This is a genomic window from Undibacterium sp. GW821-FHT11H02 (assembly GCF_058808015.1).
This window is the reverse complement of record NZ_JBXARG010000017.1, coordinates 49,293-72,272: the sequence shown is the minus strand read 5'-3', so window position 1 is coordinate 72,272 and position 22,980 is coordinate 49,293. Positions and strand designations below refer to the sequence as shown.

The following is a 22,980-nucleotide window of genomic DNA, read 5'->3' as shown; positions in this document are numbered from 1 at the left end:
ATCCAAAATTCATAAAAAAATGAGGTCTTGCTAATTTACCTCGTCTTTTATCGCCGTTTTCTGGCGAAAGCTGCAATATACACGCTAATTCGTAGACTGATAACCTGAAATATTCTTTTTCAAAGTTTCCACTGGATTACTGCCAAAACCTAAGCGTGCTAATCCGTTCAACTCCAGCTGAATAGAAAAGCCGGAGTTATTCGATAAATTGGTGGTCGCAAAGCGATGGGCCACAAAGCGCAAAGCCCAACAATCAGCGCGGTATTCAAAGCCTGCCAAACCTTCTACCAATTTATTATTTTGCAAAGAGTAATTACTCTTGCCCACCACATACCAACGGTGGGCCATCGGCCATTGACCCGACAGCTCTAACTGTTTCAAAACTTCACGTTGAAATTGATATTGCAAATTGAGTATTTTCTTGGGCGCCGGCTGCCAGCGAATGGCATAATTTGAACGCACCGACTGACGATCACTCTGACTCACTTGCAAAGCCGCTTCTACATACAAAGTATCCGACAACTGCCCGTTTCCTGCCAACAGTAAATCCGAGCGGCTAGGGTTGGTCTTACCGTCCAAGCTCACTTTTTGCGTATTGAAATAGAAACGCTGACCTAAAGCAAACTTAAAGCGCTCAGCCCCATTGTCTTCAATAAAGCGCGACACCAAGGCCGTGGTGACCTGATTTGAGTCACCGATGCGATCATGTCCTGTAAAACGGTTTTCGCTGAAAATTTGTGCAAAATTGAAATCGGCAAGCGCGGTATCGAAAAGCGGGAAATCTTTCTGATCACGAAACGGCGTATTCACATAGAACAAACGCGGTTCCAGTGTTTGTGTCATTTGCTCGCCGAACAAGCTGGCGCGCCGTTCAAAAATCAAACCACTATCAACAGACATACTGGGCACGGTTCTTTGCAAACTATCTGGTTTGCCCAAACCAGGATTATCGATTTGATAGCTGGTAGCGTGCAAAGATATCTTAGGCACCACAAAAAACGATGGTTGAATATAGGGGAAAGAGACTTGCGGGTTTAGCACAGCACGTTGACCACGAATCAAGGTCGGATGCCAAAAACGTGTGGCCAAGGCGTCGACTGACCAATCCAAACCAAATACATCGCTCTGCCCGGCATGAAAGCTTAACTGCGGCAAACGTTCATACGGCAGCGTGATCGGCGCGGTAATATCTTGCAAAACCTGATAACTGGTCGAACGTAAATTCGCATTCCAAAAAGAGCCGTAATAATCAAGCCCTACTTCGCGCAACAATAGTCGTTGCGCCGTCTTCGCGGTCGAATTTGAAAAATCGGCGGGGTAATCATTGTCCGAGGCTCTATTCAAATTCCATGAAAAGACCATCTGAGGCAAGATATTTTGTCTATGAATCGAGGATACTGCGTAACGTGTGGTGTCAGTCAGCTTATCAGGTATCGCTTCCACCGCGGTTTCACCCGCATAAGTGTCGCCCAAATAACGACCTTCCAGCCCCAGTTGTAATCCACGACGTGCGATGAATTTCGGGTGCACGGTCAAATCGCGGTTAGGTGCGATGTTGAAGTAATACGGCATACCGAATTCAACACCACCTTTATTGGAATGCCCAACGGTGGGGGGCAACAATCCAGAATGGCGCGCGCCCGACAAAGGGAAACTGAAATTCATCCAGGACGGCGTGCCCATGATGGGAACGCCTTTAAAATACAGTACCGATTTCCCTGCGACGCCGCGATCCAAACCCGTATCGAGATTCATGGTATCGGCTTGCAGGTACCAATCTGGCGACAAGCCTTCACAAGTGCTATAAGTCCCTTTAATGATCTTGGCTTTTTCTTCGTTTTCGAATTCGATTTTTTCTGCGTGTCCCTGACCATTATTCTTTGCCAGGAAGTAGGTCGGATTGGTCACAAAGCCAGCGCCAGTCTCGATCACAATACGCAGCAGATCACCGCGATAGCAATCACTATTGCGCTTTAACACCACATTACCTGAGGCATCAAGTTGGTCTTCAATTTGTGAATATGTCGCTTTATCTGCACTAAAATGCAAATTACCGCGACGCACTTCCACCAGATGATCCAGATTAATCACCTTTTCTGGCTGCCCTGTCACCAACTCAGCTTGAATTATCGTAGGCGCCAGACTGCTATCAACTTCTTTTATGTTTGCGGATTTATTGGCAGTCGTAGATTTTTTTTCGGTAGTGGTAGTCTGTGGCAGTGTCTTACTCTCTTGCGTCTTGACTGCGACCTCTTGCGTTTGCGCATAAACAGGGGTGAATGCCATCAATACGAAGCTAGCGATCAGCGTCTTAGCAAAAACCGGATTTGCGGGAACCATAGCTGCGGAGGACGATGAATGCGATAATACGCCTTTGCTTCGTTTGCTGTTACTACGCATAGAATAATTAGTTGATGACATTAAGTTAAATGTTTCTCTGGCGCTAAACGCTTGATAGTAAGATAAATTAAATGGGTAATTAATAAGACAAATACGGGCAAGTGCAGATTTTGTACTGCTCAGTGATTGTTGTCGATGCCATCTAATACGAGTTACTACTACTATGTGCCAATTAAAAGCTGACTATTATAGGCGCAAACGCCAGCCAGTAAGAAATCATGATCGCTAAGACAATGACTTATTTATTAGGTTTTTACCCACAGAGCAGACACCAATCACTAGCTAGCTCGCAATTAAGCTAAATTCACGAACCACATTCTCGCGTCAAAAGAAATATTGAGAAAATCCACAAAGAGTCACGACTATGTCAACACTACAAGATCAAAATCAAGACGCTCAACGTCTACACAATTTACGTACATGGTTGGGTAGCATTGCCACACCCCAGCTAGACTTAGACAGCATGCGCGTTGCCTCCGCCGATGCCAGTTTCCGTCGTTATTTCCGGATTGATGGCGTAGCCGAAGGCACTAAATACAGCTTCATCGTGATGGATGCACCGCAACCGCAAGAGGATGTCAAACCTTTCATCCAGATCGCGACCTTGTTTAAGCAGATCAATCTGACAGTGCCCGAGGTGTTAGCACAAGATACCGAGCAAGGCTTTTTGCTTTTGACCGATCTCGGCACGACGATGTATTCCCACGTCTTAAATAGCGACACCGCCCATAAATTGTATCTGGATGCCATCGATGCCTTAATCCTGCTTCAAACCCAGAGTCAGCCAGATGTCTTGCAAGAATATGATAGAGAATTCTTGCAACGTGAATTAATGATCTTTCCTGAATGGTATATAGGCAAGCATTTGGGTGTAACACTGACGGAAGAGCAAACAGCCAGTTTAAATAAAGTATTCGACGCCTTATTGGCGAACATCGTGGCGCAACCGCAAGTCTTCGTGCACCGCGATTATCATTCTCGCAATCTGATGTTGATGGACAAGGGCAATCCTGGCATTCTGGATTTCCAAGGTGCTCTATATGGCCCGCTGACGTACGATCTGGTTTCCTTATTGCGCGATGCCTATGTGCAGTGGGATGAAGAAATGGTACTCGATTGGGCAATTCGTTACTGGGAAAAGGCCAAAAAAGCCGGCTTGCCAGTCGCCCCTGATATTGACAGCTTTTATCGCGATTTCGAATTCATGGGCTTGCAACGTCACTTGAAAATTCTCGGCATCTTTGCCCGCCTCGCCCATCGCGACGGCAAACAACATTACCTAGATGATCTTCCAACCGTGATGGAATACGTACGCAAAACATCGCATCGCTATAAAGAACTGATCCCCCTATTGCGCTTATTGGATGTGCTGGAAGAAACCGCGCCCAAGTTCGGCTATACCTTTTAATTACACTCAGGTGCTCAGATGAAAGCAATGATATTGGCCGCGGGTCGTGGCGAACGCATGCGCCCCTTAACCGACACCTGCCCCAAACCTTTATTGAAAGTGCGCGGTCGCCCTTTAATCGTTTGGCATATTTTGAATTTGGTGAAAGCGGGCATCACCGACATCGTCATCAATCACGCCCATCTCGGCCATATGATCGTTGAAGCGCTCGGTGACGGTAGTAAGTTCGGTGCAAAAATCAGCTATTCGGCAGAAGCAACTGCCTTAGAAACGGCAGGGGGAATTGCCAAAGCACTGCCCTTACTCAGCGATGGCGTCGAACCTTTTGTGGTCGTCTCAGGCGACATTTACATTCCCCATTTTAATTTTGCGGAATGCTTAAACACGTTAGAAGACAAAGATATGTGGGGCAATCCCCATCCTCTAGACGAACGCGATGTGGCATGGCTCTACATGGTAAAAAATCCTGACTTTCATCCTGCAGGCGATTTTTCATTGAGCCTGATGGGTCTGCGCAACGAGGCGAACGAAGGCGCTACGCGTCTCACTTTTGGCAATATCGGCGTGTACCGACCAGAGATGTTTACGCATATTAAGCCAGGTGAGCACGCCAAACTAGCGCCGATTTTGCGCGATTATGCTGACCGCGGCCAACTCGGTGGCGAGCTTTATCGGGGCGAATGGCATAACCTCGGCACGCCAGAACAATTGGCTGCTCTTAATGCGCCATTGCGGCCACTAAGTACATCTTTAAGTACATCAATAAGTGCGCCTCTACCCGACCACCCATCCAACGATCCAACAAATTAAGCGCCATGACGAGTTTCACACCCATTGCAATTTGCGGTGCCGGACCAGTCGGACAAGCACTGGCACTGATGCTGTTACAACGCGGCATCGCGGCCACCGATATCGTTTTGTTAGAGGCTAAAACGCAGGAACAAGCCAGCCGCGATGCACGCTCAATTGCGCTGTCGCATGGCAGTCAACAATTACTAAATGGGCTGCATGCAGCAGTTGAAAAATCAACGGCTATCAAAGAAATTCACGTTTCAAGACGCGCCCACTTTGGACGTTGCGTCATTCGAGCGAGCGAGTATCACTTGCCTGCCCTCGGTTATGTAGCACGCTATGGCGACATCTTAGCGCCGTTAGAAACCGCACTATCACAAACGGGAATTCAGTTTCTTCGTCCTGTACAAGTGAACGCTTGCGAGGAACAAACTGATGGTGTCACGCTCGCGCTTGAGAATGGCGCGCAGCACCGCTGTCAACTTTTGATACAAGCCGAGGGCGGCACTTTTGGCAACCAAGTCCAAGGCGCGCAACATCACGATTATCAGCAAACTGCTATCGTCAGTCACCTGCGCTGCGATCAGGCGATTGCGCATCGTGCTTTTGAACGCTTTACAGAACAAGGCCCGCTTGCACTTTTACCGCAAGAAGATGGTTACGCCTTGGTCTGGTGCGTTCGACCAGAAACCGCCACAGCATTAACATCGCTCGATGAAGTCAAGTTTTTGAGTGCTTTACAAAGTGCTTTTGGAAACCGCTTAGGCAAATTCACCCAAGCTGGCCCGCGTTTTAGTTTTCCACTTGGACTCAATATCCAAGTCGAGGCGCCATCAAGTGTGCAATCGAGTCACCACAAACGTAGTGTAAAAATAGGCAATGCAGCGCAAACACTGCATCCGGTAGCGGGGCAAGGACTCAATCTCGGACTGCGCGATGCACAAGGATTGGCGCAAACAATAGCAGCCGTCCAGTTTGCTCACAAAGATGAAGCCACGCAAATTCAAGATGCCTTAGATCGCTATGCAGAACTACGTGTAAGCGATAGAAAAACGAGCATACGTATTACCGACACGATGGCGCGCGTATTTGCCAGCAGCGCCGACGGCAGTATCACTCAAAGTTTGCTGGGAGCTGGCTTGGGAGCACTCGACATCCTCAGCCCACTGAAAAAAATATTGGCAGAACAAATGATGTTTGGATGGCGGTAAGCATCAAGCCACTATAAGCATAGGCGACAAATGCGACACCGAAGAGTAAGGCACATAGGAAATTTTGCAATAAGTTTTGCTAGCATTTTGGCACTGCTTTGGTAGTATACAAAGTGAAGTATTTATTGATCTTCCCCTGCATTTTCTACACTAGCTATTTCTATCTAACTGTAGTTGAGTGCAGAGATACCCCCGCAAGAGAAACTTAAAGGAGCTTTTTTATGTCACTTCGCATCAATGATACCGCACCGAATTTCACTGCTCAAACCACACACGGCACGATAGACTTCCATCAATGGATAGGCGATCAATGGGCGGTTTTATTTTCTCATCCAAAAGATTTCACGCCTGTCTGCACCACAGAGTTGGGCTATATGGCAAAAATTGAACCCGAATTCACTCAGCGCAATACCAAGCTGATTGGCCTGTCGATTGATCCGGTCGACAATCACAGTAAATGGGCTGCCGACATCCTTGAAACTCAGGGCGCAGAAGTGAAATACCCAATGATAGGCGACACCGACTTAGCAGTCGCCAAGTTATACAATATGTTGCCGGCAGATGAAGCGGGAAGTTCCGAAGGCCGCACTGCCGCCACCAATGCCACCGTGCGTTCTGTATTTATTATTGGCCCGGATAAAAAAATTAAATTGATGCTGACTTATCCTATGACCACAGGCCGCAATTTTGACGAAATTTTGCGCGTGCTAGATTCCATGCAATTGACCGCAAAATTCAAAGTAGCGACGCCTGTCAATTGGAAAAATGGTGATGACGTGATTATTGCAGGCTCTGTTTCTGATGAAGATGCGAAGAAAATCTATCCAGATGGCTGGTCGGCACCTAAGCCTTACTTGCGTATTGTGAAGCAACCAACTTAACACTATAGAGTGCTTTCAACATGAAAAAACGGCTCGAAAATTCGAGCCGTTTTTTTATCCTTTTACTTGCCGCACTACATTTTGTGCTGTCATTCGTCAGTGTGAAGGTCGCGCTAACAAAGATTTTTTCTTGCTATTTGCAAGCACGGTTAAATTAAAATTCGGCGTATCATCGGCTTGCAATTTTAGATTCACGCTCAGTAATTCATCGCGTCGAAAAGCATGTAACTGCACAGTATCTCCGACGCGATAAGCTGCCAGCAAATTACTCAATCCATTTACCGCATCGGCTGCGGTCACACGCAAGCCATTGATCGCCACTAACAGATCACCTGCCGACAAGCCAGCCTTATGCGCAGCGCCATGTTCGTACACATGCGCCAGTTTGCAATCTGCGCCGCTCTTCGTTACACGTACATTCAAAGATGCTTTCTTGGTAGCACTGGTATCCACGCATTCCACCGCAAAATCAGCATACAGTTTTGCCAGCGGCACGTCCTCAGTTCCCTTAACGTATTTATCAATAAACCGCTTGATATTAACGCCTGTCACTTGCTCAACTAAGCCTGCAAATTCATCTTCACCCAAACCTTGTTGCTGACCAGACGGCGCTTTCACATAAAAGTCTTTACCAAACTTCTTCCACAAGGCTCGCATCACATCGTCCAGTGATTTCTTACCCTGCGTTTCTGCACGTATGCTGAGGTCAAGTCCTAAGGCGACCAAGGAGCCTTTCGCGTAATAACTGACTATCGCATTCGGTGAATTTTCATCCTGACGGTAATACTTATTCCAGGCATCAAAACTAGAATCCGCCAGGCTTTGTTTTTTGCGGCCACTGCCGCGCTGCACAGTATTGATGGTTTTGGCGATCAGCTTCAGATACGCATCTTCTTCAATCAAACCGCAACGACGCAAAATCAAGTCATCGTAATAGCTAGTAAATCCTTCAAATAACCATAACAAACTAGTGTAATTTTCTTGACTCAAATCGTAGTTAGCAAATACCGCTGGCTTAATCCGTTTCACATTCCAGGTATGAAAATATTCATGGCTGCATAAGGCCAAAAAGTTACGATAGCCTTCGCTCATGCTGGCATCATTCTTAGTCGGCAAGTCGGCGCGATTACATATCAAAGCAGTCGAAGCACGATGTTCTAAACCACCATAACCGTCGCCCACTGCCATCGTCATAAACACGTAGCGCGACATCGGTGCCTGTTTAGTGCGTGGCTCAAAGAAGGCAATCTCCGCTTCGCAAATCTTCTGCACATCGTTGGCGATACGGTTCAAATCAAGATTGGGAACTTTACCCGTCACCACAAAATCATGAGGTACACCATGCGCTTTGAAACTAATCAAGGCAAAGTCGCCCATTTCTACGGGATGATCAAGCAGATCGTCATAATCCCGGGCAATGTAACTACCAAAACCATAACGCTTGGCTTTTAATTCCGGTAAAGAAGTTGCAATTCGCCAGGTCTTTGCCACACTGGCTTCGGGTCTTTGAATATCGACGATGTGGGGAATTTGTTCCTGACCATGCACCTGCAGGAATACGCTAGTTCCATTAAAGAAGCCATGGCTTTGATCGAGATGCGCTGCGCGTACCGACAAATCCCAAGCATACACTTCATAAGTAATGCTCAAGGCAGCCTCGCAAGGCGCTGCTTGCCAAGTCGTCTTATCTAATTTTTTTAAGGCGATTTTTTTACCATTGGCCTGCGCCGAGATGCGGATAATATTACGAGCAAACTCGCGCACCATATAACTACCGGGTATCCACACCGGCAGTGAAACGATCTGGCCTTGCGCATCGGGTTGAGCTATCGTCAGCGTCACCTGGAACAAGTGAGCTGCCAAATCGTGCGAAGTAATACTGTAGTGTACAGCTGCATTATGTTTTGTCATGATCGTCATCCCTTAGTCTGCCAATGAATTACAAACGAATGTTTGCAGCAAGGAAGGTAAACACTTGTGTCGTCACCACTACACAAGTCAAACGGAAGCGCAACTCAACAAACCACGCTGGCATGTTGAAACGTAGATACATACGTTTATCGTATTGATAGGAAAAAATAAACGCTAACATTTGAATCACAAAACCCAACAACATATTGGACATACCAAACCAGGCAATAATCGCGGGCAATACACCCCACAATAAATCCCGTTTCGCTTCTTGTGCGTCACGTTCCTTACCAATCAATGCCAGCCCCCAATGCAGGCCGCCCAAAAAGCCTAAAATCGCGATGCCGTACACGAGTTGCGCGTCGATAAAAAATTCCATCCAATCGGGATGCACGATCCAACACAGCAAAGTCAACAATACAAATGGGCTCAAACCAACTAAGCCAAGTCGCGTAGCAAATTGTTTATCAAGAGTATACATAGGAGACTAAAAGAGATCGCCAAAGCCGCAGCGAATAAAGAAAGACGCTATTTTAGGCGAAATAGTGAGAGCTTGGGACGAGAGTCGCTAGGTTTCGACGACTTTTGAACCTATCAAATCAGCGGGAACATCAATGTCACGCAAGATGCCGGGATCGGACACGGCAATTTCAGTGACAGGATAGGATTGCAATAGCTGACGCGCGCCGCGATCTCCTTGCAAACTCAGCAGCTGTGGCAAATACTTGATCGCAAAACCAACTGGATTTCCACGCTGTCCCTGATATGTCGGCACGACTATGTCTGCTCCCGAGGACAATCTCGCGCGAATTTGCAACAAAGTATCAATCTGAACAAATGGCATATCCGCCAAAGCAATCACGACGGCATCGGTATCTGCGGGTAAATGTCGCAAAGCGGTGACCAGAGAATTAGCCATGCCGTCCTGCGCATTTTCACAAATACAAAATGACAGTGCCAGCTCAGTCAAACTTTGCTGTACCTGTACCGCAGTTTCAGACACAACCGCCAAGCTATCAGGGAAAGCCTTCTTTAGTTTGCTTGCGCTACTTGCAATGACGCTTTGCCCCGACGCCAACATCTGCAACAGCTTATGCTGTCTGCCACTAGGATCAAAACGCTTACCCTGCCCTGCTGCGAGCAAAATTCCATAGCAGAGGAAAGCGTCTCTATTTTTCAATCGCGGAGCCAATTTCAAAAATCAAGCAAATCATTTATTTCATTGCTACGGGGGTCGACTTCAAACTGGCAAATTTTTCTTCTATCGCTTTGACATCAACCATGCCGGGCAAACGCGAACCGTCAGTAAATATCACCGTCGGCGTGCCACTCACCCGCATTTTTTTACCCAGCGCCAGTACTTTCTCATGCGGCGTCACGCAATTTGCCGGTGCGACAGGGGCCGCCTTATTATTTAACATCCAGTCATCCCAAGCTTTGCTGCGATCCGGTGCGCACCAGATATCGCGTGATTTGGTCATGGAATCATCCGCCAAAATATTGTACATAAAGGTATAAATCGTGATGTTATCGACGCTTTGCAAGGTATGTCGGAATTTTTTGCAGTAGCCACAATTAGGGTCTTCGAAAATCGCAATCACACGCTTACCGTTGCCCTTCACATATTTGACCGCCGCATCCAAAGGCAGCTCGGCAAAATTTACTCGATTTAATTCGTCAGTGCGCTGCTTGGTAAAATTCACAGAACCTTTGATATCGATAATGCTGCCAACGAATACGTATTTCGCTTTCTCATCTGTGTACACGATTTCATTACCCATACGGACTTCGTACAGGCCGCCATAAGGTGTCTTAGTCACTGAATCTACCTTCGCGCCGGACCCAATATTCTCCGCTATCATTTTTTTGATATAGGCCTCGGTTTGCGTTGGTGCTTGGATAGCTGCTTTCGCCTGTGGCGCCGGTGTTTGTGCGCTCGTTAATCCAGCGAAAAGACTGGCTCCCACCATGATCATGCTTGCCAAACCAATTGAACTGTTTTTCATTATCTCGATCCGATCACTTTCTATAGTCAACACAAGTTTTTTGATTGATTCATTTTCCCATCGCATGGGTAATCAATTTTCTTTTTAAGAGTGGCAAGCGATTAAGTAAGTTCAATCCCATATCACGCACCAGACGAACGGCAGGAATTTCGCTACCAAAGAGCCGTTCCAAGCCATCAGTTGCCACTTGCATCAAGGCTACTTCTTCACTGCGCGCACGTCGATAACGACTCAAAACGCGCCCATCACCGCAGTCACGATACGCCTCGCGTTTAGTCACCACATCCAATAAGCTCTGTACATCAGCAAAACCCAAATTCATTCCATGCCCTGCCAAAGGATGCACCACATGTGCCGCATCACCAATCAAAGCAAGACGCTGTGCGACCAAACTATGCGGGCGAATAAAACGCAAAGGAAATGCTTTGATCAATTCTGGTTGCAGCGGCGTTAATATCCCGTGCGTGTCAGCACAAAATACATGCAAACGTTCAAGCAAATTCGATATAGGTTCGCGCATCAAGTCAGCCGCCAAGGCATCAGGCGCGGACCAGACCAGAGACACTTGATTTCCAGGCAAAGGCAATAAGGCAATTATTCCCTGCGCGCCAACAAACCACTGATGTGCAACACCATGATGTGGCTTTTCACAAGCAAAATTGGCCACCACACCTTGCTGGCCATAAGAGCGATAATCGAGTCCGATATCGGCCTGAGCTCGTACCCAAGACTGCGCCCCGTCAGCACCGACCACTAAACTAGTTTGCAATTCACGACCATCCGCCAACCATATACGGGCGTAGTCGGCATCACTACTTAATTTTTCCGCCTTGCCATGAATGCGCTGAATATTCGGCGCAAAACGCAAAGCCGAATCAAGCGCATGATTCAAATTACAATCTTCGACTATCCAAGCGAGTTCACTAATATAAGAAGCATAAGCATCGAAGTTGATCGATGCTTTGGCCTCCGGCGCGGCATCCTGCACCTGCATGGCAGACACAGCCGCAATCCGACTCGCATCCAGTGCATCCCATACTTTCAAGCCATGCAATAAATGATGTGCCACATGATTTAAAGCAAACACCCGCACATCCAAAGCATCCGGCAAAGACCGTAGGCCAGCGCCGGTCTCCGCGCTCAAGTTTGTGCCTGCACTCAAAAGCACCACCGACAAACCAGCCTGAGCCAGACCCAAAGCCGCTGCCTTACCGACCGCACCGTCACCCACGACACAAATATCCGAACAAACTACCTGATGGCTCATACAAACCTCGATTCAGCAAAATTCAGCAAAAACACATTAGCGCCACATTATATACGTGTGCTAATTCCCCCATTCAGAAAGCCTGGATACGAGCTGATGTGAGTCAAGCGAACAAGTCAAAACAGAAATTATTTGCTTTTTCGAAGATAAGTGTCTATAATTCTTGGTCTTGGCCTGGTAGCTCAGTCGGTAGAGCAGAGGATTGAAAATCCTTGTGTCGGTGGTTCGATTCCGCCCCGGGCCACCAAGAAATACCAAAAAACGCCAACCTTAAACGGTTGGCGTTTTTTGTTTGTCGAGCCAAAAATTGTGTGTCAGGCTTATTTGAAAATTTCATCGAAATACCGACCTAGATACCGCTGCGCCTTACAAATTTTGCCAAACCCACTACAGGGGAATATATGAAAGTTGTTAATTTAACCAGAAATGACCTCTACATTATTCTAGGTTTGGCATACAAGGCGTTAAATACTCATCCCAAATTAATGGAAATAGGTGTATTGCGCGGCTTGAATGCCGTGAATATGCATAATTTAATTTCCCAGAATATTGCGCCAAGTTTATTGGTCCTTATTGATAGCTGGAGTGCTGAGATCACTAAGGGATGGAATGTTTTTGAAGATAGTCCACCTTGGATCAGTCCGCCCGAGGTTAAGAATACTTACTATGGCGGCTCAGTTTTCGAACAGGCTACCTATGACAAGCTATATGACGAATGTGTTCAGAACGTCAAAGGATTGTCCAACGTCAAGATACTGAGACATTCAAGCATTGCTGCGCTCGAACATATTAAGCCGCAAACTGGAGTCGACAAATTTGACCTTTGCTATATCGATGCAACCCATCAATACGAACATGTGCTGAGGGATCTAATGTACTACCAAGAATTTGTCGGCGAAAACGGCTGCCTAATGCTCAATGATTGCTGTCATAGTCCAGCTGGGATGCAACTCAATTTTGGTGTACTTGAGGCAGTGAGTAATTTTTTAAAACGCGCAGCTTTTCGACCTGTAGCCCTTACTTCCACGGATTTCTCCGATCTCATCATGGTGAGAAATGGATCAAAACTCGGCGAACTGCTCGACGCCATCTTCGTTAACAATGCAATCAATTTTGTCGAAGTACCCGATCAGCTACTGCCGGCAGCAAAAGTTATCCAGGGAGCACGAAAAGTAAATATCAGCTTCGTGTGACCGAACTGACTCGCCAACAGGCAATCCTCATGCCAAATTGAAGCTCAAAAGTTGCACAGCAACTTTGGAGCTTCAGTCAAAAAATGTACGCCTATTTTCTACACCCGAACATTCTCCATATTTTTGTCCTCCGTCTATTCCTAGTTTTTTCATCTCACCTGCCACACCTTCCCTTTGTTAGCCACAAATAGTGCGCTATGATGTTTCTTTGCATTAAGTCTTGTGACTTTTTCGAAACTATCTTTTTTTGCCGCTATCGGGATTAACATGATGCGTTTTCGCAAACTGCATACACGGATCATCTTTGCCTTCTCTGTCTTGCTGTCGATGGTCTTGATCGTCGAGCTGGCGGTGGTAAATAGTGTGGTTTCTCAGAGCGCAAACGAGGCAGTTGAACATAATTTGCTGGCGGGTGAACGGCTTTTTAACTCCATACAAAAAGACAATATCAAACGCCTTTCGCAGTCGGCTGGCATCCTGACTTCCGACTTTGCATTTATCAAAGCCACGGCAACCGGTGATCACAATACGATAGTTTCAGTCTTACTCAATCATGGTGGACGAATTAATGCCGACATTTCTATGTTGGTCGCCCCTGACAATCGCCTGATTGCGGATACCTTTCGCAGCAATTCTTCCGATCAAAAATTTCCCTTTCCAGAATTAATCAAACGTGCTGAACAACATGGACAAACCACGTCTATCGTGATGTTGAATGGCAAGCTTTATCAATTAATCGTCGTTCCTGTCATGGCTCCCTTACCAGTTGCCTGGCTCGCTTTGGGATTTGTCATCGATGATAAATTTGCGAAAAATCTGAAAGATCTAACTGGACTTGAGGTCTCATTCTTGACGCCGATCTCAGGACAAGAAGGTCTCAATGTACTGGCAACCACACTGAGTGCAAATCGCGCCGCAGATTTGTCCACTGATCCGAAAAAAATTTCCGAAACCTCTGGCGCCAGCACTAAGGTTTTAACGCTCGCTAAGGAAGCATATTTAGCGCGTATTGACCACTTAAAAATCGATGATGGTACGGAAGCGATTACGGTCTTGCAGCAATCCTTGGATGTCGCGCTCGCCCCTCTATTTACTTTGCGCTGGATTTTGACAGCGCTTGGACTGTTCGCTTTGATGGCGACTTTGATCGCAGGATACAAAATTGCGCGAAATATTTCCAAGCCTTTGGTGGATTTGAGTTTAGTTGCACGAGACATCGAGGCAGGGCATTATTCCCAAGCGATGGTCGTAGCGCGGGACGATGAAGTCGGACAACTTGCGACTGCATTTCAAAACATGTCCAAAGGTATTGCCAGCCGTGAGGAAAAAATCAGCGAACTCGCTTATCGCGATCGATTGACCGGTCTTGCCAACCGCACTTCCTTCAATATTGCCGTCAACGAGGCGATCAACAAAGCGTCCGGGCCAGTAAATAGTTTTTCCATACTGCTGATTGACATAGATCGATTTAAAGAAGTAAATGATATCCTGGGTCATCATATCGGCGACCTGCTATTACAAGAGATCTCGCGCCGCTTACAAGCAACGCTAGATCAACACCAGACGCTTGTTGCGCGTCTTGGCGGCGATGAATTTGGCATCTTAGTTCCAACGACAGGGCAAGATGAAACAATCGAATTATCACAACGTATTTTAGCGGCACTGGACCATGCGATTTCTTTGGAGGGACATCAACTGATTGCGAGTGGCAGCATTGGATTTGTCCAGTTTCCAACGGATGGCGCGGATTTTAATGCACTGTTGCGTCACGCTGAACTCGCCATGTATACCGCGAAACGCAGCAACAGCGGATTTGCCCCATATGACCCTAGCCTGGAAAGCAAAACCCAGCAAAATTTATCGTTGATGGCAGAACTTAAACACGCGATCGAACATCATGAACTGCAACTTTACTACCAGCCAAAAGTTGATATCCGTAGCAATACCATTAGCGATGTCGAAGCACTAATACGTTGGATACACCCGAAACGCGGCGTCATCCCCCCAGATCAGTTTATTCCTTTTGCTGAAAGCACAGGATTTATCGCCACCATCACCGAGTGGGTTATAGAACGCGCGCTAGAACAACGCGCTGCGTGGCAAGCAGCCGGCTTTCCTTTATCGATATCGGTCAATATTTCTGCACGTGATTTGTTGAATGCAAAACTACCTGCAAAATTTGCACAGCTGATGCAAACGCATCATGCAGCACCGGATTGGCTTAGCCTTGAGATCACTGAGAGTGCCATCATGACTGATCCCGAAGGCGCAATGCAAGTGCTGAATCAATTACAGCAAAGTGGTCTACACATGTCGATTGATGATTTTGGCACGGGCTATTCTTCACTTGCCTACCTCAAAAAATTGCCGGTAAATGAGCTCAAAATTGATAAGTCCTTCATCACCGATATGGAGAATAATCACGACGACGCCATCATCGTGCGCTCAACCATAGACTTAGGTCACAATATGGGCTTACGGGTAATCGCCGAAGGGGTAGAAAACCAAGCGACCTGGGATGCTTTGATGGCTATGGGTTGCGATTCCATTCAGGGCTATTTTGTCAGCAGACCATTAGCACCCGAAAAATTAATGCAATGGTTACAGAATTCAAATTGGAAATTTAGTCCCGCAGCTCATCGTCACCAACCCGCAGGCGCCGACCATGTCTCTTCATAAACACCTGTTCTTATCCGTCACGAATTTGCTCCTCATCGCAAGTCCAGCGATGGCACAAGCTGACAATTTCGCGCAATTTGATACACGCCTTCGTTACGACAGTAATCTTGGCAATGCGAGACGTCAGTATATGGTCAGCGATACTAGCCTGATGACGAGCCTCAACTTAGGCAAACAGCACTTTATCGACGATAGTAATTTCAGTTTGTCATATGCTGCCAAGCTATCGAATGAAAATTTCAATCAACTCACAGGCTTGAGTCATTCGGGTGCCAGCGTGCAAATTAGCGGAAAAAACAAATTCGGCATTGGCCCTTACGCACCTAGTGTGAGTTTGGGACTCGGCTTAGAACGTCAGGCGTTTCGCGATAAAGAGCGCAATGCCACATCACAGCAAATTGAACTCAAAGTCAGCAAACGTCTTTCTGAAAGCTTTAATCTCTGGGCTACGGCAGCAATCGAAAGAAATCATGCCGATCATCAGGAGAGCGTCGAATACGACATCCCTGGCACAACGTTTGAAACGAGCAATCGAGTCTACAAACTCAATCTCGATTTCGCCCAAAGTGAATCCAACATCTGGAATCTCGCCTATGCGATGCGCCAAGGGGATGTCTTAGTCACGACCAGAGCTGACTCGCTTTACCTCTACGCAATGGCTCTTGCGATTCGCCCCGACAAAAGTTTTGGTGAGAACCGCGATGTTTATCGCTTAGACGGCAACACCCAAACTTTATCGACGGGATTCACCCGCAGCATCAACAGCAATTGGTCAGTGAATGTCAATCTTCAAAAACACTGGACCACTATTACTGGTGGCGTGAATTATCAGCGTCATGGTCTCACTCTCAGCGCCAGCTATCAATTTTAGAGATTTAACATTAAGGATGAATGCCATGCGATTATTGAATTTCAAAAGTTGGATCGCCATTTGCTTATGTTTCTCAAGTCTGGCGCAAGCTGGCGAAGTTCGCGTCAACGTCAAAGACCAACACGCGAAACCGGTGGAAGATGCGGTGCTATTACTGACGCCGGTAGACCCTGCAAAAATGCCACGACTTAAGCCGCGAGATGAGGTGGTCGATCAGATTGACAAAGAGTTTATGCCCTATGTTAAACCTGTGGTGGCAGGATCAAAAGTTTTCTTCCCCAACAAAGACAATGTGCGTCACCATGTGTATTCGTTTTCTCCCGCAAAGTCATTTGAGATTCAACTCTATTCGGGCAAATCCGCGGCACCAGTGACACTAGACAAACCTGGCATCGTTGTTCTTGGCTGCAATATTCATGACTGGATGCTTGGGTATATTTATGTCGCTGACACGCCCTATTTTGGCAAATCGAAAGCGGATGGTTCGATCTCAATTGAAGGTTTGCCAGAAGGCGATTACCAAATGCGCATCTGGCACCCCGGCATGGGGATGATGGCAGGTGAAACTGGAAAACAAGTCAGCATACGTGATGGCAATGCAACTCAACTTAATTGGCAAATTAACGTCAAACCAGTAGCAAGAATTTCTCGCAAGGACTCGAACCAGGGGCCAGGGTATTAAGACTGATAGACATGGTCGCAGCACACCGAATAATGACAACTATTCACTGACATTTCACCACTTATGTTCAAACGAAAATCACTGTCGACGCCCCTCAATGCCATTGCACTGATCGCTATCACAATCAGTGCCAATGTATTTGCTTACGACAAAATTTCAGCCGATTTATCGTTAACTGGCGCGCGTATCATAGACGTGGCAAACGGTCGCACTGTGTCAGGCAAAACGATACTAATCCGCGGCGATAGCATCTTAGCGGTGGTTGATCAAAAAGACCTAAGTCGTTACGCACCGAAACGTACATTGAATTTGCGCGGTAAATATTTGATGCCAGGTTTATGGGATACCCATGTACATTTTGGCGGGGGGGCAGAATTAATTGAAGAGAATAAACGTCTATTACCTCTTTATCTTGCACACGGGATTACGGCGGTGCGCGATTGCGCCGGAGATCTATCTGACACGGTATTGACATGGCGCGCGCAAATCGCCCGTGGCCAAATGCAAGGTCCGACTATCTTTACCTCGGGTGCTAAATTGGAAGGCTATAAGCCTTTATGGAAAGGCACGATAGAAGTCGGAACGCCTGCAGAAGTCAGTGCAGCACTCGACAAGCTGCAAGGGCAGCAAGTAGATTTTGTGAAGATCACGGAAAACACCATGACGCCAGCTATCTACCTAGAGAGCTTAAAGCAAGTCAAAGCACGCGGTATGGCAAGTTCAGCGCACATTCCTGTGCAACTCACATTAGATCAAGTCTTTGCGGCTGGCTTAAGCAGCATCGAACATCAATCCTATTTACTCCGCGCCGCGACACCGGAAGAATCGCTATTAACTGAGGCGGTCGCGCAGGGAAAAATAAGCAGCAAAGAAGCGATGAAACGCAGTCTGACGAGCTATGACGAAGCAACAGCCAGAGCAGCATTTAAGCGTATGGCGGCAGCAGGCACTGCGATCGTGCCGACCTTGTATGGTTCCTATGTCACGGCTTATCTCGATCAAAACGATCACAGTCACGATAACTATCTGCAATACATAGGCAAAGGTTTACGCGCAACCTATGACTGGCGCGTACAACGTGCTGCTCAAGATGACGCAGAGGCGATTAAGACACGGCATGCGCTGTTTGAAAAATCGGCGTCTTTATTGCCTTTGCTAGCGCAAGAAGGTGTCAGTATTATTGCGGGCACCGACGCAGGCTTTCTCAATTCATTTGATTATCCCGGCATCGCCTTACACGATGAAATTGCCTTATACGTCAAGTATGGTTTAACACCGGCACAAGCCTTGCAAAGTGCCGTACTTGCTGGACCAAAATTACTCGGAAAGACAGATCGTTATGGCAGTGTGAGCGAACAAAAGGTAGCGGATTTATTAGTCTTAAATGCGAATCCTTTAAAAAATATTCAAGCGACACGCGATATTTATCTCGTATTAAGTCGCGGCAAAACCTACGATCAAGCTGCGATCAAGAAAATGTTAGAAGACACTAAAAATTGGGTCGCCAATCCGCATTAACCCAGATACGTGGGCTAGTTGGTGGCTAAAACGTGGACTAACATGGGATTTAATGACGAATTGAGGTTCCAGGGCGACGACATCGCTTGCGACATTGGACAGACCAATTTAGAATAAACCTTGTCATTTTTATCCCCATCTACTTCTCTTACCTTCTTAGATTCAATGAAAAAAGTTGCTGCTGCAGTCGAAACAATCGCCCCTGAACCACGCTTGTATCGCGTCGTCTCTGCCCGCATTCAACAACTAATCAAAGAGGAAAATATCGCCGCTGGTGAACGCCTACCATCGGAACGCGATCTCGCTAGCAAACTCAATGTCAGCCGCGCTTCTTTGCGTGAAGCCTTAATCGCCTTAGAACTGGGCGGCATCGTTGAAGTGCGCGGGGGTTCTGGTGTCTATGTCAGCGAACAAGCAAAAGCAGAAGCCGATGTCATGGAGGTCGGTCCAGGCCCATTTGAAGTGCTATCAGCACGTCGCTTAATCGAATCCGAAGTCGCTGCGATTGCCGCTAAAAATGCCACCGACTCGGCGATCGATGCGATTTTAAAAGCGGTATTAGAAATGGAACGCCATCACGATAATCGTAATGAAAACGAGATGGCAGATAGAAATTTTCATTTGGCGATTGCACGAGCGACCGGCAATAGTGCACTCGTTGGTGTCATTGAATACTTGTGGAATCAACGTGGCAGCCTTTGGCACAAGTTGAAAGAACACTTCCAAACAGAAGAATTACGCAAACAAACTTTGCTCGATCATCGCGCTATCTTAGAAGCGATCGCAGCCCATGACGCGAATGGCGCAAAGCAAGCCATGCGTGCGCATTTGGATCGCGTTAGCAGAACTTTTTCTCGAGGTTGAATTCGGTCGAATTTAGGCTCGCCAGCATTAAGTTAAACAATCTCGTAGGGCGGGTGCAAGCCGCGCCGTCCAATCATCGCGCACCTGAGCCGCGCGGGTTGCACCCCATAGGCGCTAACCAAAATCAAATTGAAACCTCTCAACACAGAGGCACAGAGAAAGGCTGGAGGAAATCAAGATGTGAGGATTCTCTTCATTTTGTGTTTTTCTCTGTGCTACCTCTGTGTCTCTGTGCCTCTGTGGTTAGTGGTTTTGGAAGTTTGGTTAACGCTTATGGGGTTGCAGCCGCCCTACAATTTTGTCTTCGTCGCAGAAAATATTCAAAGTGCTCACTCAATCTATCCCTGATAAGCTCATTCGGGATACATCATAGGTGCATCATTCGCACAACATCGGCTCACCATCAAAATCAATTTAACTATCATGACAACTAAGCCTTTTACGCTTAGAAATCAGATACTTATTTGAAAACATTTTTCCTCAAAATACAAAATTCGGCTAGTCCACATTGCATATTTGGTCTTACCACATTAAAATGGCCTGACCAAATTTAAGTATTTCATCGATTTCATAAAAAAGACGCGAGACGACTATGAAACTTCAGGCAAAAATTCTATGCACCATGCTTTGCACGCTCTTTATCCAACATACCGCGTTGGCAGAAGACAAAGCGCGAACGTACCGCAATCCTGACAATCCGAATCTGGCCGATAGCGGAGAAGGGACGTATCCAGTGCCTTACAAAAAACCGGTCGCGAAAGAAGTCACTGAGGCCTTGCATAGAATTCGTAGCTATCTGGAATCAACGACGCCGACACGGGTCATTAACAAATCAACTGGCGCAACGATCAGCGACTTTAAGAATCCAATCAAAGAAGCAATTTTTGAACCGAGCAAAGGCGATTACGGCATCATGGTGTACGAAATGGGTGTCGTGCATTCAGCGCTGTTGAAAGTGCGCGCGGCCACCAATGACAAACGCTTTACCGATATGACAGAACGTCATTTCGGCTTTTTTGCACAAACCATGCCCTACTTCAAAGCGCAAGAAGAACAATTTCATTTGGAGCGCGGAAATAGCTTTTCACGCTTTTTAGATCCGCGCTCACTCGACGATGTGGGTTCCATGTGCGCCGCCTTAATTCGCGTACGCCTCGCCAACATCGGCCCCGATCTACATACCATGATACAAACTTGCAGCAACTGGGTAAGCAAACAGCAGTTCCGTTTAAACGATGGCACCTTAGCGCGGAGACGCCCTCAAGCAATGTCGCTATGGGCGGATGACATGTACATGGGCATTCCCGCATTAGCAGAGATCGGACGTTTAACAGATGACAAGACGTATTTTGATGATGCTGTACGCAATGTATTGCAAATGTCTGCTTACATGTTCAATCCGCAAAATAACTTATACACCCACGGCTGGAATGCAAACAATCCTGATGCACCGCGTTTTTATTGGGCGCGCGCCAACGGCTGGGCAGTATTGGCGATGTCTGATCTACTCGACGTTTTGCCGAAAGACCACCCCGGCTATCCCAAAGTTTTAAATCAATTACGCCTGAGTTTGAAAGGTATCGCCGAACAACAATCAGGGCAAGGCTTGTGGCATCAAATGCTAGACCGCCATGATTCTTACTTAGAAACGTCGGCTAGCGCGATGTTTGTGTACGCGATTGCGCATGCGGTCAATCAAGGCTGGATTAGTCCTAGTACTTGGGGTTCGATCGCGCAAGCAGGCTGGGCGGGTTTATCAACGCGCATTACCGACAAAGGGGCGATTGAAGGAATCTGCGTCGGCACAACCTTTGCCAGCGACCACACTTACTACTATCACCGTCCGACTAGCGTCGAAGCATTACATGGTTATGGCCCAACGCTGATGGCGGGCGCAGAAATTTTGCAGATGCTGAAAAATCCGGCCTTCAATGTTGAGTACAAAGTTAGAACCTATCACTACGTACCAACTGGTGCAGATAAAACAGATTATCGCGAACATCACTAATTCTCAGTTTAGGGTCACCACCATGCGTTTTCCATACAAAGCAATTGCACTGAGCTTAGGCTTACTTCCTCTTGGCCTACTCGCCCAGCACAGCCAAGCACAAGAACGATTAACGATCACTGTCACCCATCAATTAAACGATGCGCGACCATCTGAGACCATCACGATTCCATGGTCGCAGGTCAATCAATACTTGCCGCATGCCTTAATCCAAAGAATCGCCGTTAAAGATAAGCACGGCAAAATATTGCCGTATCAAGTCACCAATGTCGCCCCTCAGGCGAAAGACCCGCAAGGCGTAGGTATCGCTTACGGTGAATTGATCTTCCAACATAATTTTGCGGCAGGTGAAAAGTCAGCAGAATTCACCATAGAAAAAATCGACACGGTTGCGCCCGTATTTGAGACCAAAGCTTTCGGTCGCCACGTGCCAGAACGACTCGATGATTTTGCCTGGGAAAACGACAAGATCGGTCACCGTACTTATGGTTTGGCCTTGGCCGCGCCAGCGCCCGTGGGTGTGACGAAAGAGGTCTTGGTGACCAGTGGTATCGACATTTGGTTTAAGCGTGTGCCCTACCCTATCGTCGATCGCTGGTATAACAAAGGCCACGACCATTATCACAAAGATGAAGGCGAAGGCTTAGACATGTATAACGTCGGCAAATCGCGCGGTTGCGGTGGCACCGGCATCTGGGATGGCAAGCAACTCTACACCAGCATCAATTACGAAAAATGGAAAATTCTCGCGAATGGTCCGGTGCGCACGGTATTTGAACTCAGCTATCAAAGTTGGGATGCGGCGGGCTTGGCGATTACCGAAACCAAGCGCTTTACGGTGGATGCTGGACATTATCTCGACAAGATAGAAACTACCTTTCAGTATGTAGGTGATGCCACATTGACGGCAGCAGTAGGCTTAAATAAAACGCCTTCCGACAAAGGTCAAGAACCAAAAATCAGTGTAGAAAAAAATCTGAAATCGACCTCACTCTCGCAATGGATACTGCAAACGACCAAGGGAGCATTTGGTACCGCGATTATTCTACCAACCGCAACGGACTACACCGAAGACAATTTGAATCACTTGATTTTGGCTCCCGTCACGAGCGGCAAAACCATGACCTATTACGCTGGTGCGATTTGGGAGCGTTGGGGTGATATTAAAACCAAAGAAGAATGGGATGCGTATTTGAGCAAGATGGCTGCGCGGTATCAAGATCCGATTAAAGTGAGTTTGAGTGGCAGTATGAAGTGAACCAAGGACTATCCATGATCAACCAATACCC

At 47.0% G+C, this 22,980-nt stretch carries 18 protein-coding genes and 1 tRNA gene; 13 read left to right on the top strand and 6 right to left on the bottom strand.

Annotation, left to right across the window (positions count from 1 at the left end; all coding sequences use genetic code 11):
• Positions 1-84: 84 nt before the first annotated feature.
• On the bottom strand, positions 85-2,421 hold the full coding sequence (locus tag AC1RR2_RS16115; RefSeq protein WP_493223288.1) for an LPS-assembly protein LptD: 2,337 nt from the start codon (positions 2,419-2,421) through the stop codon (positions 85-87).
• Positions 2,422-2,764: 343 nt separating this feature from the next.
• On the opposite strand from AC1RR2_RS16115, the gene AC1RR2_RS16110 reads away from it, so the two are divergent.
• The 4 genes from AC1RR2_RS16110 to AC1RR2_RS16095 all read left to right on the top strand — a co-directional run bounded on the left by AC1RR2_RS16110 (position 2,765) and on the right by AC1RR2_RS16095 (position 6,692).
• Positions 2,765-3,808 (top strand): aminoglycoside phosphotransferase family protein, encoded by a 1,044-nt coding sequence (locus AC1RR2_RS16110; RefSeq protein ID WP_493223287.1) that lies wholly within the window; start codon positions 2,765-2,767, stop codon positions 3,806-3,808.
• 18 nt (positions 3,809-3,826) lie between these two features.
• A complete protein-coding gene (gene murU / locus AC1RR2_RS16105) occupies positions 3,827-4,618 on the top strand; it encodes an N-acetylmuramate alpha-1-phosphate uridylyltransferase MurU (protein ID WP_493223286.1) in 792 nt (263 codons plus the stop codon).
• A 5-nt stretch (positions 4,619-4,623) separates the two neighbouring features.
• The gene (locus AC1RR2_RS16100; RefSeq protein ID WP_493223285.1) at positions 4,624-5,811 is read left to right on the top strand and encodes an FAD-dependent monooxygenase; all 1,188 of its coding nucleotides are present in this window, start codon (positions 4,624-4,626) and stop codon (positions 5,809-5,811) included.
• Between the two features lie 221 nt (positions 5,812-6,032).
• Complete coding sequence (locus tag AC1RR2_RS16095) at positions 6,033-6,692, top strand: peroxiredoxin (RefSeq protein ID WP_493223284.1); 660 nt, start codon at positions 6,033-6,035, stop codon at positions 6,690-6,692.
• A 96-nt stretch (positions 6,693-6,788) separates the two neighbouring features.
• On the opposite strand, the gene AC1RR2_RS16090 is transcribed toward AC1RR2_RS16095, so the two are convergent.
• The 5 genes from AC1RR2_RS16090 to AC1RR2_RS16070 all read right to left on the bottom strand — a co-directional run bounded on the left by AC1RR2_RS16090 (position 6,789) and on the right by AC1RR2_RS16070 (position 11,876).
• Positions 6,789-8,612 (bottom strand): M61 family metallopeptidase, encoded by a 1,824-nt coding sequence (locus tag AC1RR2_RS16090; protein ID WP_493223283.1) that lies wholly within the window; start codon positions 8,610-8,612, stop codon positions 6,789-6,791.
• A gap of 19 nt (positions 8,613-8,631) precedes the next feature.
• A complete protein-coding gene (locus AC1RR2_RS16085) occupies positions 8,632-9,084 on the bottom strand; it encodes a DUF3429 domain-containing protein (RefSeq protein ID WP_493223282.1) in 453 nt (150 codons plus the stop codon).
• An 87-nt stretch (positions 9,085-9,171) separates the two neighbouring features.
• A complete protein-coding gene (locus tag AC1RR2_RS16080) occupies positions 9,172-9,783 on the bottom strand; it encodes a nucleotidyltransferase family protein (RefSeq protein WP_493223281.1) in 612 nt (203 codons plus the stop codon).
• A gap of 34 nt (positions 9,784-9,817) precedes the next feature.
• Positions 9,818-10,609, bottom strand: coding sequence for a DsbC family protein (locus AC1RR2_RS16075; protein ID WP_493223280.1), 792 nt, complete (start codon positions 10,607-10,609; stop codon positions 9,818-9,820).
• A 49-nt stretch (positions 10,610-10,658) separates the two neighbouring features.
• Complete coding sequence (locus AC1RR2_RS16070) at positions 10,659-11,876, bottom strand: FAD-dependent monooxygenase (RefSeq protein WP_493223279.1); 1,218 nt, start codon at positions 11,874-11,876, stop codon at positions 10,659-10,661.
• Between the two features lie 171 nt (positions 11,877-12,047).
• Between AC1RR2_RS16070 and AC1RR2_RS16065 the strand changes: the two genes are divergently transcribed.
• From AC1RR2_RS16065 to AC1RR2_RS16025, 9 genes are all read left to right on the top strand, one after another.
• A tRNA-Phe gene (locus tag AC1RR2_RS16065) sits at positions 12,048-12,123 on the top strand.
• A 154-nt stretch (positions 12,124-12,277) separates the two neighbouring features.
• The gene (locus AC1RR2_RS16060) at positions 12,278-13,069 is read left to right on the top strand and encodes a class I SAM-dependent methyltransferase (RefSeq protein WP_493223278.1); all 792 of its coding nucleotides are present in this window, start codon (positions 12,278-12,280) and stop codon (positions 13,067-13,069) included.
• 270 nt (positions 13,070-13,339) lie between these two features.
• Positions 13,340-15,748, top strand: coding sequence for a bifunctional diguanylate cyclase/phosphodiesterase (locus AC1RR2_RS16055; protein ID WP_493223277.1), 2,409 nt, complete (start codon positions 13,340-13,342; stop codon positions 15,746-15,748).
• Entirely contained in the window at positions 15,735-16,619 is an 885-nt protein-coding gene (locus AC1RR2_RS16050; RefSeq protein ID WP_493223276.1) for a hypothetical protein, read from the top strand. Before AC1RR2_RS16055 ends, AC1RR2_RS16050 begins: the two co-directional genes overlap by 14 nt.
• Positions 16,620-16,644: 25 nt before the next feature.
• Positions 16,645-17,301, top strand: coding sequence for a methylamine utilization protein (locus AC1RR2_RS16045; RefSeq protein ID WP_493223275.1), 657 nt, complete (start codon positions 16,645-16,647; stop codon positions 17,299-17,301).
• A gap of 63 nt (positions 17,302-17,364) precedes the next feature.
• A complete protein-coding gene (locus AC1RR2_RS16040) occupies positions 17,365-18,819 on the top strand; it encodes an amidohydrolase family protein (protein WP_493223274.1) in 1,455 nt (484 codons plus the stop codon).
• A gap of 165 nt (positions 18,820-18,984) precedes the next feature.
• A complete protein-coding gene (locus AC1RR2_RS16035; protein WP_493223273.1) occupies positions 18,985-19,683 on the top strand; it encodes a FadR/GntR family transcriptional regulator in 699 nt (232 codons plus the stop codon).
• 592 nt (positions 19,684-20,275) lie between these two features.
• A complete protein-coding gene (locus tag AC1RR2_RS16030) occupies positions 20,276-21,691 on the top strand; it encodes a glycoside hydrolase family 88/105 protein (RefSeq protein WP_493223272.1) in 1,416 nt (471 codons plus the stop codon).
• Between the two features lie 22 nt (positions 21,692-21,713).
• Entirely contained in the window at positions 21,714-22,949 is a 1,236-nt protein-coding gene (locus AC1RR2_RS16025) for a BT3233 family polysaccharide utilization protein (protein ID WP_493223271.1), read from the top strand.
• Positions 22,950-22,980 lie beyond the last annotated feature (31 nt).

Excerpts from the sequence above, each read along its gene's own strand:
- AC1RR2_RS16070 (WP_493223279.1), bottom strand. The coding sequence starts at position 11,876 with ATGAGCCATCAGGTAGTTTGTTCGGATATTTGTGTCGTGGGTGACGGT.
- AC1RR2_RS16075 (WP_493223280.1), bottom strand. The coding sequence starts at position 10,609 with ATGAAAAACAGTTCAATTGGTTTGGCAAGCATGATCATGGTGGGAGCC.
- murU (WP_493223286.1), top strand. The coding sequence starts at position 3,827 with ATGAAAGCAATGATATTGGCCGCGGGTCGTGGCGAACGCATGCGCCCC.
- AC1RR2_RS16035 (WP_493223273.1), top strand. The coding sequence starts at position 18,985 with ATGAAAAAAGTTGCTGCTGCAGTCGAAACAATCGCCCCTGAACCACGC.
- AC1RR2_RS16085 (WP_493223282.1), bottom strand. The coding sequence starts at position 9,084 with ATGTATACTCTTGATAAACAATTTGCTACGCGACTTGGCTTAGTTGGT.
- AC1RR2_RS16030 (WP_493223272.1), top strand. The coding sequence starts at position 20,276 with ATGAAACTTCAGGCAAAAATTCTATGCACCATGCTTTGCACGCTCTTT.
- AC1RR2_RS16090 (WP_493223283.1), bottom strand. The coding sequence starts at position 8,612 with ATGACGATCATGACAAAACATAATGCAGCTGTACACTACAGTATTACT.
- AC1RR2_RS16095 (WP_493223284.1), top strand. The coding sequence starts at position 6,033 with ATGTCACTTCGCATCAATGATACCGCACCGAATTTCACTGCTCAAACC.
- AC1RR2_RS16060 (WP_493223278.1), top strand. The coding sequence starts at position 12,278 with ATGAAAGTTGTTAATTTAACCAGAAATGACCTCTACATTATTCTAGGT.
- AC1RR2_RS16040 (WP_493223274.1), top strand. The coding sequence starts at position 17,365 with ATGTTCAAACGAAAATCACTGTCGACGCCCCTCAATGCCATTGCACTG.
- AC1RR2_RS16055 (WP_493223277.1), top strand. The coding sequence starts at position 13,340 with ATGCGTTTTCGCAAACTGCATACACGGATCATCTTTGCCTTCTCTGTC.
- AC1RR2_RS16115 (WP_493223288.1), bottom strand. The coding sequence starts at position 2,421 with ATGTCATCAACTAATTATTCTATGCGTAGTAACAGCAAACGAAGCAAA.
- AC1RR2_RS16100 (WP_493223285.1), top strand. The coding sequence starts at position 4,624 with ATGACGAGTTTCACACCCATTGCAATTTGCGGTGCCGGACCAGTCGGA.
- AC1RR2_RS16110 (WP_493223287.1), top strand. The coding sequence starts at position 2,765 with ATGTCAACACTACAAGATCAAAATCAAGACGCTCAACGTCTACACAAT.
- AC1RR2_RS16045 (WP_493223275.1), top strand. The coding sequence starts at position 16,645 with ATGCGATTATTGAATTTCAAAAGTTGGATCGCCATTTGCTTATGTTTC.
- AC1RR2_RS16025 (WP_493223271.1), top strand. The coding sequence starts at position 21,714 with ATGCGTTTTCCATACAAAGCAATTGCACTGAGCTTAGGCTTACTTCCT.
- AC1RR2_RS16050 (WP_493223276.1), top strand. The coding sequence starts at position 15,735 with ATGTCTCTTCATAAACACCTGTTCTTATCCGTCACGAATTTGCTCCTC.